Here is a 22,223-nt window from a genome sequence, read left to right on the forward strand (position 1 = left end):
CGGTACGCCAGTCGGTTTTCGTCGTCATTGGGGGAGTCGCCTTCGTTGGGGGAATTGGCGATGTCAGGATGACATCGTTGTCAGCGAATGCGGCGATGCTACACGCTCTCACGGAATGCCGTCAAGCTTTCGTCGGACGTTTAGCCCACGAGTCCTCGAGTCGCGTCGTTCCGACAGCGGGTGGGATGCGGCGGTCAGCAGCGCCGCATCCCACCCGCACGGCTCAACCGGCGACTCGCACGACGAGGCTGCCCCCGTCGGTGGTGCCGGCCGAGTTCTCGAGCTCGACCGTGTACCGATGCTCGCCAGGCGCGGCATCCGTGATCGCGAAGGCGACCACGCGCTCCGAGTCGGAGCTGCGGTACACGCGGTCGATCACGTGGCCGTCCTCGAGCAGGCGAACCACGGTCGTCGGCTCGCCCTGACCGACCTTCACCTTGACGACGAAGTCGCCGTCGGCGTCGGGCCCGCGCTTCGGGCCGGTGAGCGCCGAGACCTGCGCGACGGGCGGTGCCGCCGTCGCGCCGTCGACACCCGCCTCTGCGTACATCGCCCCGTGCATCGGCGTGACGGTGAGCGACTCGAGCGTCGCGCCGTCACCCTCGGCCCAGAGGCCGATCGCATCGGCGCCCGCGTTCGGGAACACCTGGTCGGTGATCGTCGTGCGTCCGTCGCCCGAGAACACCTCGACCGACGAGCGGTCGACGTACACGGTGAGCGCGAGGCGCCCGTCGTCGAGCGCGACCGGCGCGTCGTCGAGCGAGGCGAATGCCGGGTGGAAGCCCGTGCTCCCCGAGTCACGGCGATCGACGAAGAGGCGAGCGGATGCCGCGTCGTACCCGATCCGCGTCGCCGACTCGTCGTCTCCGAGCACGCTGAGCCCGACCGCTTCGGCGTCGCCCGGCGCGATCACCGCGTCGATGCGCACGACCTCACCCTTGACGGGCAGCGTCTCGGAGCCCGACGCGATGGGGCGCGAGGCATCCGTATACGCGAGCTCCGTCTGCTCGAGCTCGTCGAACTCGGGCACGACGTCTTGCGTGAGGCGCGGGCCGCGCGCGGTCGAGACGAGCGACACCTCACGAGGCAGGGCCATCGCGCTCCGCCACGAACCCGTGGGGATGTCGTTGGCGTAGTCCCAGTTGTTCATCCAGCCGAGCATCACGCGGCGATCGTCGGGCGCGTTGCTGAACGAGACCGTCGCGTAGTAGTCGCGGCCCCAGTCGAGCCAGTCGTAGCCCTCGATGCGCGGCGCGGCAGGGGCATCCGAGAACATCACCTCGTCGACGAGCACGTGACCCCATCCGAAGCGGTTGTTGTCGATGATGCGAACGGATGCCTCACGCCCGGCGAACTCCGAAACGTCCCACGACGTCCAGTCGAGGCTCTCGCTGTTCCGCCCGGTCGTGGTGCGCACGATCTCGCCGTCGACGACGAGGTTCACCGAGGTCTCTTCGGAGCGAGCCTGCGCGGGCTCCGCTCCGAGCACGAGATGGTCGACGGTGAGGTGACCCCAGCCGCCCGTCGCGTCGTCGTGCACCTGGAAGCTCGCGTCGCGACCGGCGAACTCCGAGACATCCCACGACTGCCAGTTGAGCTGGCCGGCCTCGGGACCGGTGGCCGTGCGTGCGACCTCGCCGTCGACGAGGAGGCGTACCTCGAGGGTGCCGTTGAATCGCTTGCCGCCGCCGACGAGGAACGACAGGTGGTCTTCACCATCGGCGATCGTGAACGCCGGCGACGTGAGGTCGCCGAGGTTGTCGTCGCCCTTGGGGCCGCCCTCCCAGGTGTTGATGCGCTTCTGACCGAGGTGGTAGTCGCCGCCGGCCGTCGATGGGTTGCGCCACGGCTCGGTGGTGAAGTCGCCCGTCGCCGCCCAGCCGGTGTCGGCGAGGGTCGTGCCGTCGGCGAACTCGAACCCGTCGAACAGCAGGCGCCCCGCGGGCGGCTCGTTGCCGAGCTGCGTGCCGTCGACGTGCGGGTGGTTGCCGCCGCCGACGAGCAGGTTCACGTGCGGCTCGTCGATCGTGAACGCCGGCGATTCCATCGTGCCCACGGGCCAGTCGTGGTCGGCGAAGCCGTTCACGAGCCCCGCGCCCACGAAGCCAGAGACGGGGTTCTGGCCGGGCAGGGTCCCGGCGGCCGGGGCATCCGTCCAGGGGCCGTTCGCCCAGTTGCCGGGCTCGTTGGCGACGGTCCAGCCCTCGTAGTCGCCGCCGTTGAAGCCAGCGAACACCTCACCCGTCGGCAGCGTCTCGTCGGCGACGGTGCTCTCCGAGGTGAAGGTCGTGCCGTCGAACTCGCCGACGAAGTACTGGCCGCCCGAGCCGCCCGCGACGGAACCGGGGTTGAGGTTCACGACCATGACCCACTTCGTGTTCGCCGGATCGCCGTCGACCGCGAGCGGGAACAGGTCGGGGCACTCCCAGATGCCGCCCTTCGCGTTGGCCGGGCCGAAGTCGCTGAGATGGGTCCAGGTCTTCAGGTCGTCGCTGCGATACAGCACGACCTTGTACTGCAGCGCCTCGACCGCCACCATCACCCAGTACGCCTCGCCGGTCGCGGCATCCGTGTACCGGATCACCTTCGGGTCGCGGAAGTTCGCCGAGTCGCGGTCGACCACGGGGTTGCCCTCGTACTTCGTCCAGGTCTGGCCGTCGTCGGTGCTGTAGGCGAGCGATTGCGCCTGCTTGCCGGCGTGCGTCGGATGCGCCGGGGTGTACGCGCTCGTGTAGATCGCGACCATCGGCGGATCCTCGGCCGTGCCGAAGCCGCTCGTGTTGCCCTCGTCGACGACGACCGAGCCCGAGAAGATGTCCTCGATCGCCGCGCCCTGCTCGTCGAAGGTCTGCGGGATCGCAACCGGCTGCTCCTCCCAGTGCGCGAGGTCGTTGCTCGTCGCGTGGCCCCAGCTCATGTTGCCCCAGCGGGTGCCGGACGGGTTGTGCTGGAAGAAGAGGTGCCACGTGCCGTCGTCGTAGACGAGGCCGTTCGGATCGTTCATCCAGTTGCGTTCCGGTGAGAAGTGCAGGTACGGCCGGTACTGCTCCGCAGCCGGGTCTGGCGCCGGCTCCTCGGCCATCGCAGGCACAGCCGCCAACGTGCCCAGCGAGAGTGCCGCAACGGCGACCGCCGCGGCGGCGTTCCGCCAGCGTGTTTTGCTCGTCATCGTGTTGTTTCGCCCTTCATTGCGCGATTCTCGATGTCACCATGACATCGTTGTCAATCCGTTCGGCGCGACGCTACGCACTGTCCGGTGGACATTGCAAGAGCGTCATCGAACGTCGGATGTCTCGGACGTCCGCGAGCGGTCGTCACGACCTGCGTCAGGACCGGGCGTCCGGCCGGCGTCCGGGCCGGACGTCAGCTCGGGTAGACCGGATCGTGCGCGGGCGTGCGAAGCAGCGCGCCCTCGTGGCGTACCGTCGCGGCGGCGATGGTCATCGCCTCGTGGAGTGCCGCCTCCCAGGCGATCGTCGTCTGCGGGAGGCCACGCTCGGCTACGTGCTGCACGATCGCCGAGAGGGTGGCATCGCCGGCGCCCATCGTGTCGACGACCGGGCCCGAGAGCTCGACGATGTCGGCGTGCACCACCAGCCGGCCGTCATGGACGGTCGCGCCCTCTCGACCGGCGGTCGCGAGGATCGCGGGGCCGAAGCCCGGCGCGTCGTCGGCCACGGGATCCCGGCTGAGCCGGGCGACGAACGCGTCGAGCGAGTCGCCGAGCAGCAGCTCGGCGTCTTCATCGCCGACTTTCGCGAGCAGGGACCGGGAGGCGAAGTCCTCGAAGTTCTCGAGGAACGCGGCGCGATCGGCGAGCATGCCGGCCCGGGGATTGCCGTCGACGATGACCCGCTCCTCGGGCCGCGCGATCGCGTCGACGAGCTCGGCATACTGCGCGGGGTTGTCGAAGGGGAAGCAGCTCACGACCACGAGGTCGGCCTCGTCGAGCGCCGCTCGAGTCGCGTCGTCGAAGCGGAGGCTGCGGTGCTGCGCCGCCTCGTTGAACTCGTATCGCGGCTCGCCGTCGGTGCGATCCGAGATCGCCCGCGAGGTGCCGAGCGCCGACGGGCTCTCGACGAGCCGCACGCCGTAGTCGTCGAGGTACGAGCGGATGTGCTGCGCCGGCTCGTCATCGCCGAGCATCGCGACGAGGGTCACGTCTTGGCCGAGGAGCGCGAGTCCGACGGCGACGTTGAGCGCGGCGCCGCCCACGAACTCGCGGGATCCCTGGGGATCGCGGAGCTCGTCGATGAGGGCGTCGCCGACGACGGTGATCCGTTGCGTCGATGGAGCGGGGGCGGGGTGGGACATCCGTCAGCCTTCCTGGCGTGGTGCGATCTCGCCCGAGCCGCGCTCGATCAGGCGCGTCGGGATGATGGTGCGAGCGGCGGGGGAGTTGTCTCCGTCGAGCCGGGCGAACACGCGCTCGGCGGCGACGCGGCCGATCTGCTGCGGGTTCTGTGCGACGACGGTGATGCCGGGCTCGAGCAGGTCGGCGAGCGGCACGTCGTCGAAGCCGACGAGGGCGGTGTCACGATGCCGGTCGAGCTCGCGAAGCGCGTGGATCACGCCGATGGTCACGAGGTTCTGGCTGCTGAAGATGGCGGTCGGCGGAGTGGGCGAGTCGAAGAGCGCGAGCGTCGCGAGCCGCGCGGTCTCGGCGTCGTGGAGGCCTTCGACGACGGGCACGTCGCGTGTGGCGACGCCGAAACGGCCGAGTTCGTCGAGGAAGCCCTGACGGCGTTCGCGAGCGGTGCGGATGTTCGCCTTGTCGCCGAGGTAGGCGACGCGCCGGTGCTCACGCTCGAGCAGGTGCCGAGTGGCGAGGGCGGCGCCGTCGTAGTTGTCGCTCACGACGGCGTCGGAGGTGATGCCGGCGGGCTCGCGGTCGACGAAGACCACGGGCGTGCCGCGCCGGAGCTCGGGCGCGAGGTAGGCCTGGCTCTCGGAGACGGTCGTGAGGATGAGACCGTCGACGCGGCGCCGGAGGAAGGCCGACACCGCGGCCTGTTCGCGGTCGGGGTCGTCATCGAGGCTCGAGGCGAAGACCGAGACGCCGCGTTCGAGGGCGACGTCTTCGACGGCGCGATGCACGGCGCCGGCGAACGGGTTGTCGACACTACTGACGAGGAGCCCGAGCGTGCGGGTGCGTCCGTCGGCACGCCGCAGGTTCCCGGCGTGCAGGTCGGGCTCGTAGTCGAGGGTGCGGGCCGCGGCGATGACCTTCGCGATCGTCGCTGCCGAGACGTTCGGCTCGTTGTTGATGACGCGTGAGACGGTCTTCACGCCGACGCCGGCGAGTGCCGCCACCTGGCGCATCGTCGGGCGGCGGGAACCGTGAGCCGCCGAATTCTGGTCTGACAACGGTGTCACAATTCGCTCCCCAATGTGCAATCTGGACTTGACTGTACATGACGAAAGAGGCTAGACCTAGATATGACATCGTTGTCAGGGCGGCAACGGTCACCCACACAAGAGGAGATTCATCGATGAATCACGCAGCACCCGGCGCACTCCGTCGCCGACTCATCACGGCCGGTTCGCTCACCGCCGCAGCAGCTCTCGCCTTCACCGGATGCGCGTCCTCGGACACCGGCGGCGGCACCGCGGGCGGCGATGACGAGAACATCAGCGTCTCGCTGATCACGAAAACGAGCACGAACCCCTTCTTCGTCGCCATGCAGGACGGCGCCGAAGAGGCTGCCGACGAACTCGGCGTCGACCTCACGTTCGCGGCCGGCAAGGAGGATGGCGACGAGGACACGCAGATCCAGGCCATCGAGAACGCCATCTCGAAGGGCGACGCCGGCATCCTGATCACGCCGAACGGACCCGCCGTCGAGGACGCACTCGTGAAGGCCCGCGACGCCGGCCTCTACGTCATCGCGCTCGACACCCCGCCCGGCGACCCCGAGTCGGTGGACATCACGTTCGCCACCGACAACTTCCTCGCCGGCCAGGAGATCGGCAAGTGGACCGCCGCGAAGCTCGGCGGCGAGAAGGCCACGATCGCGCTCATCGACCTCTTCGACGACAAGGTCGTCTCAGTCGACGTGGCCCGCGACCAGGGCTTCCTCGACGGCATGGGCATCGACGTCGGCGACGAGACGAAGAACGGCGACGAGGCGAAGACGGGCACGTACTCGGGAGGCGAATACGAGATCGTCGGCAACGAGGTATCCGGGGGTGCAGAAGACGGCGGCCGCACCGCCGCGGAGACCCTGCTCTCGAAGAACTCCGACATCAACGTCGTCTACACGATCAACGAGCCCACCGCCTACGGCGCCTACGAGGCCTTCAAGGCAGCCGGCACCACCGACGGTCTCGTCGTCGTCTCGGTCGATGGCGGCTGTGCTGGAATCGATGCCGTCAAGGACGGCACCATCGGCGCGACGAGCCAGCAGTACCCGGTCAAGATGGCCGAGCTCGGCGTGCAGGCGATCCACGACCTCGTGAAGACCGGCAAGAAGCCCGAGACCACTGAAGGCCTCGACTTCTTCAACACGGGTGTCGCGCTCGTGACCGACGACCCCCAGGAGGGCGTCGAGTCGATCGACACCGCCGAGGGCAGCGAGATCTGCTGGGGCTAATCACCAGCACCGCAACGTGAGGCGGTGCGGTTCGGGCGACGGATGTCGCGTGAGCCGTCCCGGGCCGCGGCATCCGTCAGCCGCCCGATCCGCACCGCCTCACCCTTGAGAAATCGGAGAATCAACGTGAGTCAGCAAACCACAGAGCCGCCGACCTCGGCGCTCGATCTGGCCGAGGAGTTCCTCGACCGCAGCACGCCGCTCAGCCGCATCCGCAACACCCTGCATCGCTACCCCGCTCTCAGCCCGGCCATCGTGCTCGTGCTCGCCGTGATCGTGTTCGGGTTGCTCAACGACCGCTTCCTGAACCCGGCCAACCTCTCGCTCATCACGCAGCAGGTCGCCGTGGTCGGCACCCTCGCCCTCGCCCAGACCCTCATCATCCTCACCGCGGGCATCGACCTGTCGGTCGGAGCGGTGATGGTGCTCAGCTCGATGGTGGTCGCCCAGACCACGGTGCACATGGGCGTGCCGGCCATCCTCGGCCTCTTCCTCGGCCTCGTCGTCGGGCTCGGCGCGGGCGCCCTCAACGGCTTCCTCGTCACGCGCCTCAAGCTGCCGCCGTTCATCGTGACCCTCGGCACGCTCAACATCTTCGTCGCGCTCACGCTGCTCTACTCCGGCGGCGCGACCGTTCGTGGCGGCGAGATGCCCGACCTCCTCACCGCGATGGGGGCGACGTTCAACCTGGGCGGCGTGAACATCACGATCGGCGTGCTCATGATGCTGATCCTCTACGTCGTGCTCGCGTTCATCCTGCAGAAGACCGCATGGGGCCGGCACGTCTACGCGGTCGGCGACGACCCCGAGGCGGCGCGACTCGCGGGCATCAGCGTGAACCGGGTGCTCATGAGCGTCTACCTCGCGGCCGGCGCGATCCTCGTGATCGGCGCCTGGATCCAGATCGGGCGCACGAACGCCGCGTCGCCGAACGCCGGCGCCGACCTCAACCTCGACTCGATCACCGCCGTCGTGATCGGCGGCACGAGCCTCTTCGGCGGTCGGGGCACCGTTTGGGGCACGCTCCTCGGCGCGCTCATCGTCGGCATCTTCCGCAACGGGCTCTCGCTCGCGGGGCTCGACGTGCTCTGGCAGACGTTCGCCGTCGGTGTGCTCATCGTCGTGGCCGTCTCCGTCGACCAGTGGATTCGAAAGGTACGCAAATGACCGACACCACCGACACCACCGCTGCCGGAGCGGCGGCTGCAGCGGCATCCGATGGCCGCACGCCGATCCTCCGCGCCAAGCGCCTCGTGAAGACGTTCGGCCGCGTCGTCGGCCTCGACGGGGTGAGCCTCGAGCTCTACCCCGGAGAGGTGCTCGCCATCATCGGCGACAACGGCGCCGGCAAGTCGACGCTCATCAAGTGCCTCACGGGCGCCGAGATCCCCGACGAGGGCGAGATCTTCCTCGACGGCAAGCCGGTGCACTTCAAGCGTCCGCAGGACGCACACGCCGCCGGCATCGAGACCGTGTACCAGAACCTCGCCGTCTCGCCCGCGCTCGACGTGGCCGCGAACCTCTTCCTCGGTCGCGAGGTGCGCAAGAAGGGCATCCTCGGCTCGGTCTTCCGCATGGTCGACCAGAAGGGCATGCGGCAGCGGGCGAAGGACGAGCTCAAGGAGCTCGGGATCTCGACGCTGCAGGATGTCACGGTGGCCGTCGAGAACCTCTCGGGCGGGCAGCGGCAGGCCGTCGCCGTCGCACGTGCCGCAGCGTTCGGGTCGAAGGTCGTCGTGCTCGACGAGCCGACGGCGGCGCTCGGCGTGCGCGAATCGCAGCAGGTGCTCGAGCTCATCAAGAACCTGCGCGACCGCGGCATCCCCGTCATCCTCATCTCGCACAACATGCCGCAGGTGTTCGAGGTGGCCGACCGCATCCACATCCAGCGGCTCGGCAAGCGCGCAGCCACGATCACGCCCGAGTCGCACTCGATGACCGACGCGGTCGCGATCATGACCGGCGCGGCCCGCGTGTGAGCTCGTCGAAACCCGAGGGCGTCGTCGAACTCGTTGCCGAGTTCACGGCGCTCCCCGGCCGCGAGGAGGAGGTCGAGCGCCTCCTCCTCGCGCTCACGGCCGAGGTGCGCAACGAGCCCGGATGCCTCGAGTTCACGCCGCACCGCGTCGCCCCTGCTCCCGCCGAGGCTGTGGTCGCGACAAGTCCCGCACCCGTGGGCTTCCGCTTCGTCGTGACGGAGGCCTATCGCGACCGGGAGGCGTTCGCCGACCACCTCGCGGGGTCGTACGGTGCGGCGTTCAACGCGGCGCTGCATCCGCTCATCGTCGAGGACCGCTCCGCGCTCACGTTCCTCAGGCGCCTCGGCTGACCGTCTCCTCTCACGATCGTCCCGCTCGCGGTGGAGGGCCCGGATCGCGTGGGAGTGACCGAGTTCGGTCGCTCCCACGGAACAGGCTCCTCCGCGGCGTGCATTAGCGTGGGTGGCTGACCCCGAGGAGCACCATGAGACCCGGACCGAGACGCAGCGTCAGCCAGGTCGACATCGTCGACGCGGCGTTCGATATCCTCGAGCAGAAGGGCTTCGCCGCGGTCTCCGTGCGAGGCGTGGCGGCGGCGCTCGGGCTCACGCCCACCGCGATCTACACGTACTTCCCGTCGAAGAACGCGCTCATGCGGGCCATGGTCGAAGAGCTCCTCGCGGGCGTCGACGTGGCCGGGGCATCCGACACGTCGAGCGGATGGCGCGACCGCGTGCACGCCCTCGCGCTCGCCGTGCGAGCGAGGCTCGCCGAGCATACCGGCGCCATGGTGCTCGTCACGAGCGGGCCGCTCGACGGACCGCACGCCCTCGCGCTCGGCGAGGCGCTCATCCGCTTGTTCGTCGAGGCCGGCCTGCCGGTCGACGACGCCGCGCGGGCCGCCGTGGCCGTGCGGGCGCACGTGCTCGGCGTGAGCGCCCTCGAAGCGGCAGAGCGCGCCGGGCGGGGGGCTGAAGCTGGTGCCGCCGAGGGCGCGGGCCGCGCGACATCCGGCCCCCTCTGGACGGATGCCTCGCGCTACCCGCTCACCGAGGCGACCGCGCATCTCGCGCTCCCCGCGGGAGCCGACGACGAGTTCGCGTGGGGAATCGATCGCTTGCTCGACGGCCTGCTCGGCAGCGTGCCGGCGCGTAGCGCCTGAGCCTGAGGGTCGAGGCGGCGCCGCGGCTACCAGCGGTTGCGCACGTACTCCGCCCATCCGAACAGCGACTCGACCGCGATGATCTCGCCGGAGTCGTCGGTGACGGTGCCGCGATACGTGCCGAAGCACTGATGTGTCTCGGAGGAGATCACCCCGAGCGCGGTGCGCTCGGCCCGCTCGTAGAGCGGCTCGAAGCGCAGATCGACGCGAACGCTCCTGATCGACCACGGCGCGAGCCAGTCCTCCTGGTCGAAGCGCCACTCGAGCTCGTCGCCGAGCTTGTGCAGGCGGCCGTCGAGCGAGACCGCGTTCTCGGTCGAACCGGTGCCGTCGGTCGCGCCGCCGGCGAGCTGCAACCCGAGCCGTCGCCCGCGCTCGATGCCGGAGGCCGCACCCCAGTACCACGTCATGCGGTACGGCCAGCGTCCGCGGGCGTGGTCGAGCACCGCCCAGCTGTCGCCCGGCGGAAGGTCGTGGCGGGTGCCGTCGACGGTGATGGTGCCGAGGGCGGGGCGTGCGACATCCTTCATCCTGTACTCGAACCTGCGATCGCTCCACGGCACCACCACGCCCATCGACTCGTGGCCGTCGGGCCGCTCGGCGAGCACGTCGAGCGTCACGCGCGCGCTCGCCGCCCGGATTCGCGTGCCGCCGCGCTCCTCGACGATCGTGGCCTCGATGTCGCGCATGCTCGCCGTGGCCGGGCCGCTGCCGTGAGACGGGGGTAGCGACACGCCCCGCGAAAGCGGCATGGTCGCGCCGCTGTCGACGAACTCGAGCGTGCTCCGATCGAGCACCCACACCTTGGAGGTGGTGGCGTAGTCGAGCATCGCGATCGTGACGGCCGCGATCAGGTGCGGTGAGGTGAACACCCAGTATTCCCAGCGCTTGTTGCGGCCGCGGCCGACGCCGCCGCGGCCGATGCCTGAGGTGTCGTGCAGCGGATGCCGGGTCCAGCCCACCGACTCGGGATCGAGTCGGCCATTCGGCAGGCAGAGCGTCACCGGACCGGTGAGCTCACGCTCGTGCGTCAGCGGCGTGTTCGCGTCGCCCACACGACCTCCTCATCTCGTGCTCCCTGTGCACAGTGTATTGCTGCGGGGGCCGCGTGTCAGGGCAGCGAATCCGCAGCGGATCATGACGAGGCGTGCACCCCGAATCGCGACGCGGCGCCGGCCCTGGGAAGGGCCGACGCCTCGCCGGTGGTGTGGTGCTGGTGCTGCGATGCTGCTGGTGCGGCTACTCCGCGCTCGGCGGGGTGATCCGGATCAGCGCCGAGCGGTTGCCGTCGAGCGTCTTGGCGACCTCGATGACGGTGCCGAAGCCGACGCCGGCATCGCCGGGGTTGCCGGTGCCGGTCACGGTGAACCCGAGGTCGAGCCCGTAGAGGCTCTCGAGCGGGCTGCCCGCGGAGTCCACGATGCGAGTCGTGTACGGCGCGTTGCCCTTCGACGGCACGACCGTCGAACCGTCGGCGTAGCGCCAGTAGAGACCGTTGACCTCAGGGTCGCCGGTCTGCACGTACTCGAGGCCGGGAACCCAGCCCTGAGCGTCGGTGAAGTTGCTCACTCCCGCTCGCGTCGGCACGTCGGTGCAGTACTCCGCGAACGCCGCGTCGGTGAAGCACTCGGTGAACGGGTATGTGTCACGCACGCCGAACGCGGCATCCGAGGACTGCGCCCGCGATGGCATGTTCTTCAGCACGGTGGGGTCGGCCGCCGCCGCCTCGCCGGTGCGGCGCAGCGGGTCGAAGTGGCTGTCGACGATGAGCAGGCCGCCCTTCGCACCGCCGCTCGGCATCGACGTGAGATTGCTCTGCACGTGGTTCGCGTCGCCGTAAGTGGTGTCGCGGTACCAGACGAGCGCGCCGGGCGCGTTGTACTGCATCTTGTCGACCTTCCACGCGCCGTCGCTGTACACCGTGTCGTAGGCGTACTTCAGGCCCTCGTCGAAGCCATCGAAGTTGCGCCACTCGACGAGGTAGTACTGCGCCTGCGTCGAGGTGCCCGTGTCGAGGTGCCAGCCCTCACCGGTCGTGTCCGTGAACGACGCGACTTCGGGCGTCCACCCGGCGTCGCCGCTCTCGACGTCGTCGCTCCAGACGGTCTCGGTGCCGCTCGTGAGCGAGAAGTCGTCGGCGAACCAGCCGCGCTCGAGGAACGCCTCATCGGTCGCGAGACGCAAGCGCACGTCGACCGACTCTCCCGCGAAGGCCGAGAGGTCGGCGTACTGGTGCTGCCATCCTCCGGTGCTTCCCGTGAGCCCGTACTTCTTGTTGCCGAAGTCGACCATGCGGCCGTTCGGGTCGGTGTAGCCGTCGGGTGTGGTCACCTCGGCGCCGGCCTCGTCGTAGACCTTGACCTCGGTCCACGTCGATCCGCCGTCGGTCGAGACCTCGACGAAGCCGTAGTCCCACTCCTCCTCGATGACATAGTCGTTGTACATCCAGAACTTCGCATCGGCGGGAACGGTGCCGAGGCTGCGGCTCAGGCGCACGTCGGCCCAGTCCTGGTCGGCTCCGGTGGCCCACATGTTCTCGCCGCTGTGCGGCTCGGTGAGCGTCACGACCTTGTCGGGCAGGTTGATCTTCACGCCGTCGGCGCTGCCCTTGAGCGGGCGCGAGTTCTGGCCGACCTTCACGGTCGAGGCGTCGTCGCCGGCATCGAGCTGCACCGGGTCGGCCCAGCCGAGCACCCACTTGTCCCAGAGGCCCATGTGGGTCGGCATCGACTGGAAGATCGGGCCGGCGTGCGAACCCGACGACATGAGGTCCCAGAAGTCGATGTCGGAGTCACCGGCACCCGTCGTGTCGTAGAGGTCGGGAAGGCCGAGATCGTGACCGTACTCGTGGGCGAAGACGCCGACGCCCGAGTCCTCGGGCTGCACGATGTAGTTCGAGAGCGTGAGGTCGGTGCCGGGAATGTCGGCGCCGCCGATGACGGTCGACGAGTGAGCCCAGATGGCATTGGTGCCCTCGGCTCCGCCGCCGCCCGACTTGTCCTCACCGGCGTGCACGAGCACGACGTGGTCGATGACGCCGTCGGGCTCGTTGAAGTCGAGGTCGCCGTCGCGGTCGCCCTGGTCCTCGATGTCGTAGTCGGCCCACGGGAAGTCGGGCTGCGCCGCCGCGAGCGCCTCGACGGCGTCGATCGGCAGCTGGCCCGGGCCCAGCGGGTTGTCAGGGTGACCCTGCATATCCTGCACGGCTCCGGCCTCGTAGACGCCCTCTTCGTTCAGGAAACAGACGCTCGCCCCGTAGTAGGCCTCGGAGTGCGGAACCTCGACCCACGGGGTCGCCTCACCGGAGACGGTGTAGGCGCCGTGCGACATCTCCTCGTACATCGCCTTCATCGTGTAGCCGGAGATGTCGAAGCCGGGCTGCCCGTCGGGACCGGTGAGATCGGTGCGCACGCGGTCGGTGATGCCTTCATCGGTGAAGAGCATCTTGTCGAAGTGCTCGGGCGAGAAGTCGGGCACCCACATCGAGTTGTTGTCGAGCCGGTCGTAACTCGCCGGATCGGGGATGTTGTTGTGGAGGGGCCCGTTCTGCACGTCACCGGGCTTGCACTCGGTGGCTCCGAACTCGGTCGGGACCTGCACGCCGCTGAAGTCGTCGTTCGCCGCTTCGCTGAACTCGACGAGGATCGTGAGGAGCTTCGCCTCCTGGGTCGACTTGGCTTGCTTGTACCGGCTCTTCAGGTCTTTCGGGCTCTCGCCCGTCTCGATCGACTTCGACTCGAGCTTCGCGAGCCCTCGTGCGGCGACCGGGTTTCCCTGTGAGAACTTGCGGTCGAGCGCAGTCGCCTTCTCGATCGCGTCGGCCGCGAACTGCTTCGCGCCGAGGCCGCCCTCGGTGACCTTGAGGTCGGTGCCGAACGCCTGCTCGGCCCGAGGCTCCACGTAGTTGATGTAGTGCTCGGAATCGCTGATCACGGGCGCCGCCCCCTGCGATGGCGCCGTGGCCGCTCCCGTCGTACTCGTCGTCACCAATCCGGCGGCGACGAGTGCGAGCACGGGAATCACGGCCACCGAGCGCCGACGCGCCCGTGTGGTGCTTCCAGTCATGCTTCTCCCCTCGAGCCCCGCGGAGGTGACCGCAGGGCATGAAATGCGCCCGCCGGTGGGCGGACGTAAATCGCATCCTCCCGTGCAGCTCGGCGCCTATGGAAGAGCCGCGCGGGATTTGTGGAGAACGACGCAGGTCCGTTGCGCGAGCGCGCACGAATCCTTCGGTTGGCCCTCATTCGGGGGCGATCGCGGGCGTGCGGATGCCGCGGCATCCGCCTCCCGGTGGTGAGGATGCCTCGGACTCTGCCGAGCAGAGGGCGATCGACCCGAGGCTCAGTGCATGATCATGCCGCCGGTGACGTTGAACGCCTGGCCGGTGAGGTAGTCGGCATCGTCGGTCGCGAGGAAGTGCGCGACGCCGGCCACGTCGTCGGCGAGGGCGAGGCGCCCGAGCGGCGAGTACGACGACCACTCTGCGACATCCGCTTCGGTGCGTGTCGCCGCCCCCATCTCGGTGAGCACATACCCGGGGCAGAGCGAGTTGGCGGTGATGCCGTGCCGGCCGAGTTCGAGCGCGGTGACGCGGGTGAGCGCGATCACCGCTGCCTTCGATGCCGCGTAATGCGCATGTCCCTGGCCGCCGGCCTTGCCGGCCATGCTCGCAAGATTGATGATCTTGCCGCCATGCCCGGCTGCGATCATCGCCCGCGCCGCCGTCTGCGTGGTGACGAGCATCGAGCGGGTGTTGATCGAGAACGTCTGGTCCCAGTCGAACACCTCGAGCTCGAGTAGCGGCGCGAACCGCAGGATGCCGGCGTTGTTCACGAGCACGTCGATACCGCCGAGCCCGTCGATCGCCGCACCGACGGCACGCCTCGTGTCGTCGGCGTCACCGAGGTCGACGCGGTGGAAGACGCCTCCGATCCGCTCGGCGTGCTCGCGCCCCGGCTCCTCGAGCAGGTCGAGGATCGCGACCCGTGCGCCCGAGGCCGCGAGCCGGGAGGCGATTGCGGCGCCGATGCCTCGCGCGGCCCCGGTGACGATCGCCCGTCGGCCTGCGAGCGGTGCGGGTGCTGCGGAAGTGTTCACGATGACTCCGGTTCGACGGGGCGGGGCGGGGCGGAGGTGGTTTCGATACGCCTGTTTCGCGAGTTGCTCAACCACCCGCGGGGGTCAGCCGGGGAGGCGCTCGGCGCTCCAGCCATCGCCGGCCCGCGTGTACTCGACCCGGTTGCTCGGACCGTCGAGGTCGCCCCGCCAGAACGTGATCCGGCGCGGCGTCACTCGGAACCCCACCCAAGTCGGTGGCGCGTCGAGCGTGCCGTCGGGGTGTTCCGCGGCGAAGGCCGCCCATGCCTTCCGGCGCGCCGCGACTCCGCGCTCGGCGAGCTCGGCGGTGTTCGACCAGGCGAGGAGCTGCAGGTAGCGGGAGCGCGATGCGAAGACGGCGGCGGCCTCCTCGGCGGAGGCCGGCTCCGCGTCGCCCACGACGGTGAGCTGCCGGCCGAGCTCGACCCAGACGAAGGTGAGCGAGACGCGCGGGTTCGCCGCGAGCTCGCCCGCCTTCCGGCTCCCGGCGTCGGTGTGGAAGTAGAGCGCCTCGCCGTCGAACTCGCTGAGCAGCACGTTGCGCGAGTCGGGGTAACCCTCGGCGTCGATCGTCGAGAGCGTCATCAGCGGCCGGAGCTCGTCGGTGTTCTCGGGCAGCCACCGGCCGAGGAGAACCAGCGGTTCGGACAGCGTCTCGTCGGGGTTCGGCTGGTCCTCGCCGAACGTCTGCGTGCTCGTGATGGTCACGGGGTAGTGCCGAGGTGCACTCATGCGCGCGTTCCTCTCCTGTTCCGGATGCATCAAGCTTGGCGCGTCCCGCTGGGGATGTCGCCGGTCGGCTCGGCGGAGCATCTGCTCATCTGCGGCGCAGGGTCGAACCGCGCGATCTCATCGAGCGAGCGTGCGCTCTCCTCGACGGCGGCCTCGAAGATCGCTGCCCCGTGCGTGGCATCCGCAGCGGTCGGATCGCCGATCACGCCGTCGGGATGGAAGTCGTTGCTCAGCCAGCCCATGATCACGGGCTTCGAGTGGAACCCGATGCGCGGGTAGGCGCCCAAGTGATCGGGCACCCGCCGCTCGGCGCGGTCGAGGTCGACGAGATCGGGGCGCAAGTGCAGCATCAGCGAGGTCTCGCCGTGCCCGCCGTGGATGCCGTACCCGAGCTCGTCGGGGCCCGCCTCGCCGTCGCCCGCCGGCACGGGGAAGCCCATGAGGAACGTCTGCAGGCCGAAGCGCCGACGCAACTCGCGGAGCGCGACCTGCAGCAGAGCGACGTTGCCGCCGTGGCCATTCAGGAAGACGAGTTTCCGAGCGGGCGTCATTGCGACCGACCGGCCGAGATCGACGAGGGTCGCCATGAGCGTCTCGCCCGAGAGCCACATCGTGCCGGGCGCCCAACTGTGCTCGTCGGACTTCGTGTACGCGAGCGGATGCAGGAGCCACGCGTCGATGCCGCGCGCAACCGCACGCTCGACAGCGGAGGTCGCGACGGCCTCGGCCATGATGCGGTCGGTCGCCAGCGGAAGGTGGTCGCCGTGGTGCTCGATCGCCCCCATCGGCAGCACGAGCACCGAATCCGCAGTGAGGGTGCGGGACACGGCCGGCCCCGAGAGCTCCTCGAGCAGTCGGCTCATCTGGTGGTTCCGCTGACCATGAGGGGATTGCTCGCGGCCGTCGTGAGCGCCGGGGCCGGGAGCTTGCCGGGGTTCAGCAGTGCCTGCGGGTCGGTCTCGGCCTTCAGTTCGCGCGTGCGCTCGATCTCGACGTCGACGTACCACTGGTGGGGATTGTGCGTGTTCACGCCGAGCTCGGCGAGCGTCGCGAACCCGGCAACCACCGCTTCTTCACTCTCGTATTCGCCCGCGAGCATGCCGATCGGCCGGCCCTTCTGGGCCTCGATGTGCAGCATTCCGCCGGGATAGACGGCGTGCACCTCGTCGATGCGCTCGACGAGGGCGTCGCCGCCGACCTCGACATGGAAGTAGGTGCCGGGGTAGGCCTTCTGCAACCACTCGATCGGGTGGTTGTACGAGATCATGCTGAGTCTCATGACCTCTTGGGCGCCTTCGCGCACGTCTACGACGGTGCCGCCGGCCGATTCGACGAGCGCGGATGCCGCCGCCACCGCCCGTTCATCGAGGATCGCCCGCAGGCTCGCCCTCCCCTTCGAGATGCCGGCGTTCGACGGCAGGGCGTCGGCGAGCGTGGGCAGGTCGGCCGACACCAGCCGTGGCGTCGGCACGAGGTCGCCGACCTGACGGATGATCGAGAGCGCTTGCGAGAAGTCGTCGAAGCTCGCGTAGAACGCACGCCACTCCTGCAGCGGCTCGAGCCGCACGGTCGCTCGCGCGATGATCCCGGCGGTGCCGTAGTTGTGCAGGTACGGTTGCGCGGCCTCGCCCTCGACATGCACGAGCTCGGCGTCGCCGGTCGCATGCACGACGTCGAGGGCGATCACGAACGGCCCGCCGGCGATGACGCCGTGGGCGATCGAACCCGTGCCGCCGGAGCCGCCCGCGAGGAAGCCGCCGAGTGTGCTCTGCGCCGTGGACGGGTAGAGCAGCAGTTGCTGGCCCGCCGACCACGCCTGGTTCTCGATCATGGCCAGCACGGCGCCCGCGTCGGCCGTGACGAACCCGTCGCCGATCTCGATGACGGTGCGCGCACGGCTCATGTCGAGCACGAGGCCTCCGGACATCGGGATGCCCTGGCCGTAGTTGCCGGTGCCCTTGCCGCGGGGGGTGATCGGAACGCCGTGGCGCACCGCGGCGGCGACGACGTGCGCGATCTGCTCGGCCGACGTGGGGTAGGCGACGACATCGGCGAGTCCGAGGGGGAGCTTGGCGGAGATCACGGGCGAGAGCTTGCAGCCGTCGACGGAGGCGCGCTCACGCGTTGCGAGGTCGAAGCTCACGCCGCGCTCGCCGAGCAGTTCGGTGAGTGTGGCGACGAGACCGGCGAGGTCGGAAGTGGTCGGGGTCATTCGGAATCCTTCGGGGTGCGAGAACGGGGTGCGGATGCCGCGCGCTGCAGCTCGATCGGAGCTCGGCGCGCGGCATCCGGTCGCCGGCTAGAAGCCGATCGACTCGTCGATGAACTCGTTGGTGTAGAGGTCTTCGGCGGTCAGGTCTTCGGGGACCTCGAAGCCCTGCTCGACGTAGATCGGCGTGACGATGTCGAAGAGCTCCTGCACACGCTCGGGGTCGAGGTTGCCCAGGATGTCGTCGGGGCCGTTGCCGACGAGCTCGCTCTTCATGGTCTCGACCGAGAAGTCGGCGACCTCCTGCGAGTAGAGCCATCCGGTGTCGTACGCGTCGATGAGCTCGAGGATGAGCTCGTTCGTCGCGTCGGGGCTCGCGAAGAAGTCGATCTCGGCCTGCTGCAGCACCGGCACGAGCTCGGTCAGGCAGTCGGCGTACTCGGTCACGGCCTCGGGCTTGAGCGAGAGCACGGCGGCGTACTTCGGGTAGCCGGCGTCGTTGATGAGCTCGTACTCGACGGGCTTGCCCCACTCCGTGATCTCGTTCTTGTAGATGTACGGCTCGGCCGAGGCGAAGCCCTGCTGGGCGACGGTGCCGCCCTCGGAGACGAAGACGGCGGGGCTGCCGTCGTAGGTCGCGTCCACCTGGTCTGCCTGCAGGATGCCGGCGCCGACGAAGTAGTCGACGTACGTGCCACCGGGGAAGACGCGGATCGTCGTGCCCTCGGTGCCGAGGTCGGCGATGCTCGTCACGTCGGGGAGGGTCTCTGGGTCCCACATGATCATCTGCGGGTCCTTTTCGAGGGGTGCGAACACGCCCACGGTCGGCAGGTCGCTCGCATGCGCGATGGACTCGTCGGTGCCGACGTAGGCCATGAAGATGGAGTCGTCGTCGTACATCTGCGCGTTCGGCTGGGTGAACCCGGTTGCGGGGCCTCCGGCCAGGATCGTGACGTCGACGCCCGTGTACTCGCCGCCGGCCATGAGCGGCCCCGTGACCGACTTGATCGAGTCGTCGATCGTGTAGCCGTCGCCGACGAGCTCGTACAGATGGCCGTGCTCCGCCTCGGGGTTCCAGTCGGTCTGGATCTTGATGTCGGCGGGGCAGCCGGCGGCCGCGAGGTCGACGGAGCCGATCTCCAGGTCGGGTGCGTCCGCGGTGTCGCCGCTCGCGGAGCTGCTGCAGGCCGCGAGGGCGAGGCTGCCGGCCATGAAGCCGGCGACCGCGGCCGCGCGCTTGGTTGTGGTGCGCATGGGATCTCCTCTGTGGTGGGGGTGCTGTGGCGGATGCCGGTGGTGCGGGGGTGATGTCGTGGGATACCGCTGGGGGGTCAGGCGAAGTCGTACCACTTGCCGACGACCCGCTTGCCGAGCCAGCCGAAGAACCAGAAGACGACGACGCCGAAGAGCGAGGCAAGGATGATCGCCGCGAAAAGGGGCTCGGCGTTCAGGCGCGCCTGGTACTTCGAGATGAGCGCGCCGATGCCCGGCGTGCCGCGCTGGAAGAAGAAGTCGCCGACGATCGCGCCGACCACCGCGAGGCCGGCGGAGATGCGCATGCCGGCGAAGATCGCCGGAAGCGCGGCGGGGAACTGCAGCTTCTTCAGCACGATCCACCGGCTCGCCCGCTGCAGTGTGAAGAGCTCGCGCTGGGCGGCGTCGACCGATTGCAGGCCGAAGAGCGTGTTCGAGACCATCGGGAAGAGCGCGATGAGGATCGCCACGATGACGCGCGCCGCGAAGTCGAAGCCGAACCAGAAGCCGATGAGCGGCACGAGGGCGAGGATCGGGATCGTCTGCAGGATGACGGCGTAGGGGTAGAGCGAGCGCTCGATCCACTTCGCCTGGTTCATCGCGACGGCCCAGACGATGCCGAGCAGGATCGCGATGAAGAGCCCGCTGAGTGCGACGACTGCCGTGTTCCAGAGCGCTTCGTACATGTCGGGCGCGACCTTCGGGTTGAAGTAGACCGCGAAGACCTCGTGCGGCGGCGGCAGCAGGTAGGACTTCGAGGGCTCGAGGATCACCGATCCGACGAAGTACCAGAGGCCCACGATGAGGATGGCGACGGCGACCGGCGGTCCCCAGTTGGCGATGCCGCCACGCGAGCCGCGACGCTTCAGCGGCGCCGCGGCGACCGTGTTCGGCGCGATCTCCTGCTCGGCCTCGTGATGCCCGAGCGCCTGCCCCTCGGCGCCCGTGAGGTCTCGGGTCGCCTCGGCCGTGTCGATACCGTCATTGACGACGCGCTCGGTGCTCATGCGCCGTGCCCCTCTCGGAGTGCATGCGAGACCTCGCCGACAAGGGCGGCGAACTCGCCGGTATAGCGGATGTCGGGGTCACGCGGCATCGGGAACGGCACGTCGAACGTGTCGACGATGCGTCCGGGGCGGCCCGACATGACCATGACCTTCGTGGAGAGGTACACGGCCTCGGAGACCGAGTGCGTGATGAACAGGCCCGCGAACTGCTGCTCGACGAACAGCTTCAGGAGTTCGTCGTTCAGGTACTCGCGAGTGATCTCGTCGAGCGCCCCGAACGGCTCGTCGAAGAGGAAGAGCTCGGGGTCGAGGGTGAGCGAGCGCGCGAGCGAGGTGCGCATGCGCATGCCGCCGGAGAGCTGGCGCGGGAGGTGCTTCTCGAAGCCCGTGAGGCCTACGAGATCGATGGCCTTCTGCGCCTTCTCGCGGCGCACGGCTTGCGTGTCCCACTGCAGTTCGGCGAGCAGCTCGACGTTCGCCCGCACGTTCCGCCACGGCAGCAGCGTGGCATCCTGGAAGACGTAGCCGACGCGCTTCGTGTTGACGATCGAAGTGCCCTCCGATGAGGACTCGAGCCCGGATGCGATGCGCAGCAGGGTGCTCTTGCCGCAGCCCGAGGGGCCGACGACGGTGACGAATTCGCCGCGCTCGACGGTGAGGTCGACACCCGAGAGCGCGATCGTTCCGTTCGGGTACGTCAGCTGCACGTTCTGGAAGTCGAGCAGTGTCGACGCCGTCGCGGGTGCGCTGTCGGTCATGGCCATGCGCCACTCACCCCTTTCCGATGAGGAGTCCGGCCGACTGGGGTGCCGGCTCGGCGATCTGGTGGACGACGGTGCTGCGGGCCACGAGGCGGCCCGCGTGGATGACGATGCGCTCAGCGGATGCCTCGGCGATGACTTCGCCGAGGCTCGCCCCGCGCACCGCAACGAACTCGGCTGCCGCGCCCGGCACGGCGCCGGCCGGAGGTATGCGCATCACGGCGCGCGCGCCGTTCGAGACGAGGTGCCAGGAGTCCTCGAGGTCGAGGTGCCCGGCGAGGACCAGGAGGGCCGCGGTCTCGAGCGCATCACTGCGGCCGAGCGGGTTGAAGGGGTCGCGCACATTGTCGGCTCCTGCACCGACGATGGCGCCCGCGTCGATGAGCGAGCGAAGTGCCGTGAGCCCGCGCGGCGTCGAGACCGGATGCCGCCGGCCCTGCAGGTAGAGGTTCGTGATCGGCAGGCTCACGACGCCGATACCGGCATCGATGAGCTCGGCGACCACTACGGCGAGCTCCTCTGCGGGCAACGTGCCGAGCCGCACGCTGTGACCCGCGGTGCGCACGAGGTGCTCGGGCCACTTGCGCACGATTCGCGCGAACTCGCGCATCGTCATAGGTCCGTTGAGCGACTCGTCGGTGTGGAGGTCGACGCCGATGCCGCGGCGGTCGGCGATCGCGAGGAGTCGCCGCACCTCTGCGTGCGGGTCGGCAGCGAGGTGAGGTGCGCCGCCCGCGAGATCGAGGCCGCGGTCGAGCGCCCCCTCGATGGTCTCGTCGTCCATGCCGACCGGGGGGAGTGCGACGAGCTCGAGGTCGATGAGGCCGGCGAGGTCGTCGCGGAGCCGAACGAGGGCGTCGACGCCGCGATACGGGCGGTCGCCCGGGAGGATGTTCACGTGGCTGCGGATCGCGGTGGTGCCCGCGCGCAGTAGCTTCAGGGCGGCAGCCCGCGCCCGGTTGTAGATGTCCTCCTCGGAGAGATGCTCCTGGAACGCGTGGAAGCTCTCGATCGCACGCTCGAGGTCGCCGAAGGGCGGGTTGATCATGTCCCACGTGAGCGCCTTGTCGAGGTGCGCGTGCGGTTCGGCGGCAGCCGGCAGCAGCACGTAGCCGGTGAGGTCGACGGTGCTCGCGGCATCCGTCACGACCGCCGTGCCAGCAGGGAGCACGTCGGTCACGGTGTCGCCGGCGATGGCGACGTCAGCGACACGGCCGTCGATCAGCGTGGCCTGGCGGAGTAATGAGACGGGCTCGGGACGCACGTGTTCGCCTCCTGACAAGGGTCGTGGGTGTGGATGCTGCACGGCGTCGGGCGGCGGATGTTGATACTCTCAATGTTGATGTTCTCAACAGACTCGAGCGTACGGACGCGTGGTTTCGCCTGCGTAACCCGAATGTTTCGGTTCCAAGACGCCGCGGCGCTCAGC

General features: G+C 69.2%; 18 protein-coding genes. 5 read left to right on the top strand and 13 right to left on the bottom strand.

The annotated features are described in order from the left end of the window. Window positions 1-223: 223 nt before the first annotated feature. The 3 genes from QFZ29_RS18470 to QFZ29_RS18480 form a co-directional block, all read right to left on the bottom strand. Window positions 224-3,169: a GH32 C-terminal domain-containing protein gene (locus QFZ29_RS18470; protein ID WP_373426242.1), complete on the bottom strand. Its 2,946-nt coding sequence runs from the start codon at window positions 3,167-3,169 to the stop codon at window positions 224-226. Between the two features lie 194 nt (window positions 3,170-3,363). After that, complete coding sequence (locus tag QFZ29_RS18475; protein ID WP_306895892.1) at window positions 3,364-4,314, bottom strand: carbohydrate kinase family protein; 951 nt, start codon at window positions 4,312-4,314, stop codon at window positions 3,364-3,366. Between the two features lie 3 nt (window positions 4,315-4,317). After that, a complete protein-coding gene (locus tag QFZ29_RS18480; protein ID WP_306896811.1) occupies window positions 4,318-5,322 on the bottom strand; it encodes a LacI family DNA-binding transcriptional regulator in 1,005 nt (334 codons plus the stop codon). 170 nt (window positions 5,323-5,492) lie between these two features. Here QFZ29_RS18480 and QFZ29_RS18485 point away from each other — a divergent pair, with 170 nt between their 5' ends. The 5 genes from QFZ29_RS18485 to QFZ29_RS18505 all read left to right on the top strand — a co-directional run bounded on the left by QFZ29_RS18485 (window position 5,493) and on the right by QFZ29_RS18505 (window position 9,734). Further along, window positions 5,493-6,593 carry a substrate-binding domain-containing protein gene (locus tag QFZ29_RS18485; RefSeq protein ID WP_306895895.1) on the top strand — a complete coding sequence of 367 codons (1,101 nt, stop codon included), beginning with the start codon at window positions 5,493-5,495 and terminating at the stop codon, window positions 6,591-6,593. A 126-nt stretch (window positions 6,594-6,719) separates the two neighbouring features. Continuing rightward, window positions 6,720-7,760 carry an ABC transporter permease gene (locus QFZ29_RS18490; protein ID WP_306895897.1) on the top strand — a complete coding sequence of 347 codons (1,041 nt, stop codon included), beginning with the start codon at window positions 6,720-6,722 and terminating at the stop codon, window positions 7,758-7,760. Next, window positions 7,757-8,572 carry an ATP-binding cassette domain-containing protein gene (locus QFZ29_RS18495; protein ID WP_306895899.1) on the top strand — a complete coding sequence of 272 codons (816 nt, stop codon included), beginning with the start codon at window positions 7,757-7,759 and terminating at the stop codon, window positions 8,570-8,572. Before QFZ29_RS18490 ends, QFZ29_RS18495 begins: the two co-directional genes overlap by 4 nt. Beyond that, entirely contained in the window at window positions 8,569-8,922 is a 354-nt protein-coding gene (locus QFZ29_RS18500) for a putative quinol monooxygenase (protein ID WP_306895901.1), read from the top strand. The genes QFZ29_RS18495 and QFZ29_RS18500 overlap by 4 nt, the downstream gene beginning before the upstream one ends. 134 nt (window positions 8,923-9,056) lie before the next feature. Beyond that, window positions 9,057-9,734 carry a TetR/AcrR family transcriptional regulator gene (locus QFZ29_RS18505; RefSeq protein ID WP_306895903.1) on the top strand — a complete coding sequence of 226 codons (678 nt, stop codon included), beginning with the start codon at window positions 9,057-9,059 and terminating at the stop codon, window positions 9,732-9,734. A 26-nt stretch (window positions 9,735-9,760) separates the two neighbouring features. Here QFZ29_RS18505 and QFZ29_RS18510 read toward each other — a convergent pair whose 3' ends face one another. The 10 genes from QFZ29_RS18510 to QFZ29_RS18555 all read right to left on the bottom strand — a co-directional run bounded on the left by QFZ29_RS18510 (window position 9,761) and on the right by QFZ29_RS18555 (window position 22,058). Continuing rightward, the gene (locus tag QFZ29_RS18510) at window positions 9,761-10,789 is read right to left on the bottom strand and encodes a DUF2804 domain-containing protein (protein WP_306895905.1); all 1,029 of its coding nucleotides are present in this window, start codon (window positions 10,787-10,789) and stop codon (window positions 9,761-9,763) included. A gap of 184 nt (window positions 10,790-10,973) precedes the next feature. Beyond that, on the bottom strand, window positions 10,974-13,799 hold the full coding sequence (locus QFZ29_RS18515; RefSeq protein WP_306895907.1) for an immune inhibitor A domain-containing protein: 2,826 nt from the start codon (window positions 13,797-13,799) through the stop codon (window positions 10,974-10,976). A 276-nt stretch (window positions 13,800-14,075) separates the two neighbouring features. After that, window positions 14,076-14,831, bottom strand: a complete 756-nt coding sequence (locus QFZ29_RS18520) for an SDR family NAD(P)-dependent oxidoreductase (RefSeq protein WP_306895909.1) — start codon at window positions 14,829-14,831, stop codon at window positions 14,076-14,078. Between the two features lie 84 nt (window positions 14,832-14,915). Continuing rightward, window positions 14,916-15,563 (bottom strand): pyridoxine/pyridoxamine 5'-phosphate oxidase, encoded by a 648-nt coding sequence (locus QFZ29_RS18525; protein WP_306895911.1) that lies wholly within the window; start codon window positions 15,561-15,563, stop codon window positions 14,916-14,918. Between the two features lie 29 nt (window positions 15,564-15,592). Continuing rightward, window positions 15,593-16,426 carry a creatininase family protein gene (locus tag QFZ29_RS18530; RefSeq protein WP_306895912.1) on the bottom strand — a complete coding sequence of 278 codons (834 nt, stop codon included), beginning with the start codon at window positions 16,424-16,426 and terminating at the stop codon, window positions 15,593-15,595. Then, the gene (locus QFZ29_RS18535) at window positions 16,423-17,775 is read right to left on the bottom strand and encodes an FAD-binding oxidoreductase (protein ID WP_306895914.1); all 1,353 of its coding nucleotides are present in this window, start codon (window positions 17,773-17,775) and stop codon (window positions 16,423-16,425) included. The genes QFZ29_RS18530 and QFZ29_RS18535 overlap by 4 nt, the downstream gene beginning before the upstream one ends. A gap of 87 nt (window positions 17,776-17,862) precedes the next feature. After that, a complete protein-coding gene (locus QFZ29_RS18540; RefSeq protein ID WP_306895916.1) occupies window positions 17,863-19,026 on the bottom strand; it encodes an ABC transporter substrate-binding protein in 1,164 nt (387 codons plus the stop codon). 77 nt (window positions 19,027-19,103) lie between these two features. After that, the gene (locus tag QFZ29_RS18545; RefSeq protein ID WP_306895917.1) at window positions 19,104-20,033 is read right to left on the bottom strand and encodes an ABC transporter permease; all 930 of its coding nucleotides are present in this window, start codon (window positions 20,031-20,033) and stop codon (window positions 19,104-19,106) included. Beyond that, window positions 20,030-20,797 carry an ABC transporter ATP-binding protein gene (locus QFZ29_RS18550; RefSeq protein WP_306895919.1) on the bottom strand — a complete coding sequence of 256 codons (768 nt, stop codon included), beginning with the start codon at window positions 20,795-20,797 and terminating at the stop codon, window positions 20,030-20,032. The genes QFZ29_RS18545 and QFZ29_RS18550 overlap by 4 nt, the downstream gene beginning before the upstream one ends. Before the next feature lie 7 nt (window positions 20,798-20,804). Continuing rightward, window positions 20,805-22,058, bottom strand: a complete 1,254-nt coding sequence (locus QFZ29_RS18555; protein WP_306895921.1) for an amidohydrolase family protein — start codon at window positions 22,056-22,058, stop codon at window positions 20,805-20,807. Window positions 22,059-22,223 lie beyond the last annotated feature (165 nt).

Origin of the sequence: Agromyces albus (assembly GCF_030815405.1) — a bacterium.
GTDB classification, from domain to species: Bacteria; Actinomycetota; Actinomycetes; order Actinomycetales; family Microbacteriaceae; genus Agromyces; species Agromyces albus_A.

Coding starts and splice junctions, on each gene's coding strand:
- QFZ29_RS18485 (WP_306895895.1), top strand. CDS start 5,493: ATGAATCACGCAGCACCCGGCGCACTCCGTCGCCGACTCATCACGGCC.
- QFZ29_RS18475 (WP_306895892.1), bottom strand. CDS start 4,314: ATGTCCCACCCCGCCCCCGCTCCATCGACGCAACGGATCACCGTCGTC.
- QFZ29_RS18550 (WP_306895919.1), bottom strand. CDS start 20,797: ATGGCCATGACCGACAGCGCACCCGCGACGGCGTCGACACTGCTCGAC.
- QFZ29_RS18530 (WP_306895912.1), bottom strand. CDS start 16,426: ATGAGCCGACTGCTCGAGGAGCTCTCGGGGCCGGCCGTGTCCCGCACC.
- QFZ29_RS18515 (WP_306895907.1), bottom strand. CDS start 13,799: ATGACTGGAAGCACCACACGGGCGCGTCGGCGCTCGGTGGCCGTGATT.
- QFZ29_RS18505 (WP_306895903.1), top strand. CDS start 9,057: ATGAGACCCGGACCGAGACGCAGCGTCAGCCAGGTCGACATCGTCGAC.
- QFZ29_RS18480 (WP_306896811.1), bottom strand. CDS start 5,322: ATGCGCCAGGTGGCGGCACTCGCCGGCGTCGGCGTGAAGACCGTCTCA.
- QFZ29_RS18545 (WP_306895917.1), bottom strand. CDS start 20,033: ATGAGCACCGAGCGCGTCGTCAATGACGGTATCGACACGGCCGAGGCG.
- QFZ29_RS18495 (WP_306895899.1), top strand. CDS start 7,757: ATGACCGACACCACCGACACCACCGCTGCCGGAGCGGCGGCTGCAGCG.
- QFZ29_RS18540 (WP_306895916.1), bottom strand. CDS start 19,026: ATGCGCACCACAACCAAGCGCGCGGCCGCGGTCGCCGGCTTCATGGCC.
- QFZ29_RS18535 (WP_306895914.1), bottom strand. CDS start 17,775: ATGACCCCGACCACTTCCGACCTCGCCGGTCTCGTCGCCACACTCACC.
- QFZ29_RS18470 (WP_373426242.1), bottom strand. CDS start 3,169: ATGACGAGCAAAACACGCTGGCGGAACGCCGCCGCGGCGGTCGCCGTT.
- QFZ29_RS18525 (WP_306895911.1), bottom strand. CDS start 15,563: ATGAGTGCACCTCGGCACTACCCCGTGACCATCACGAGCACGCAGACG.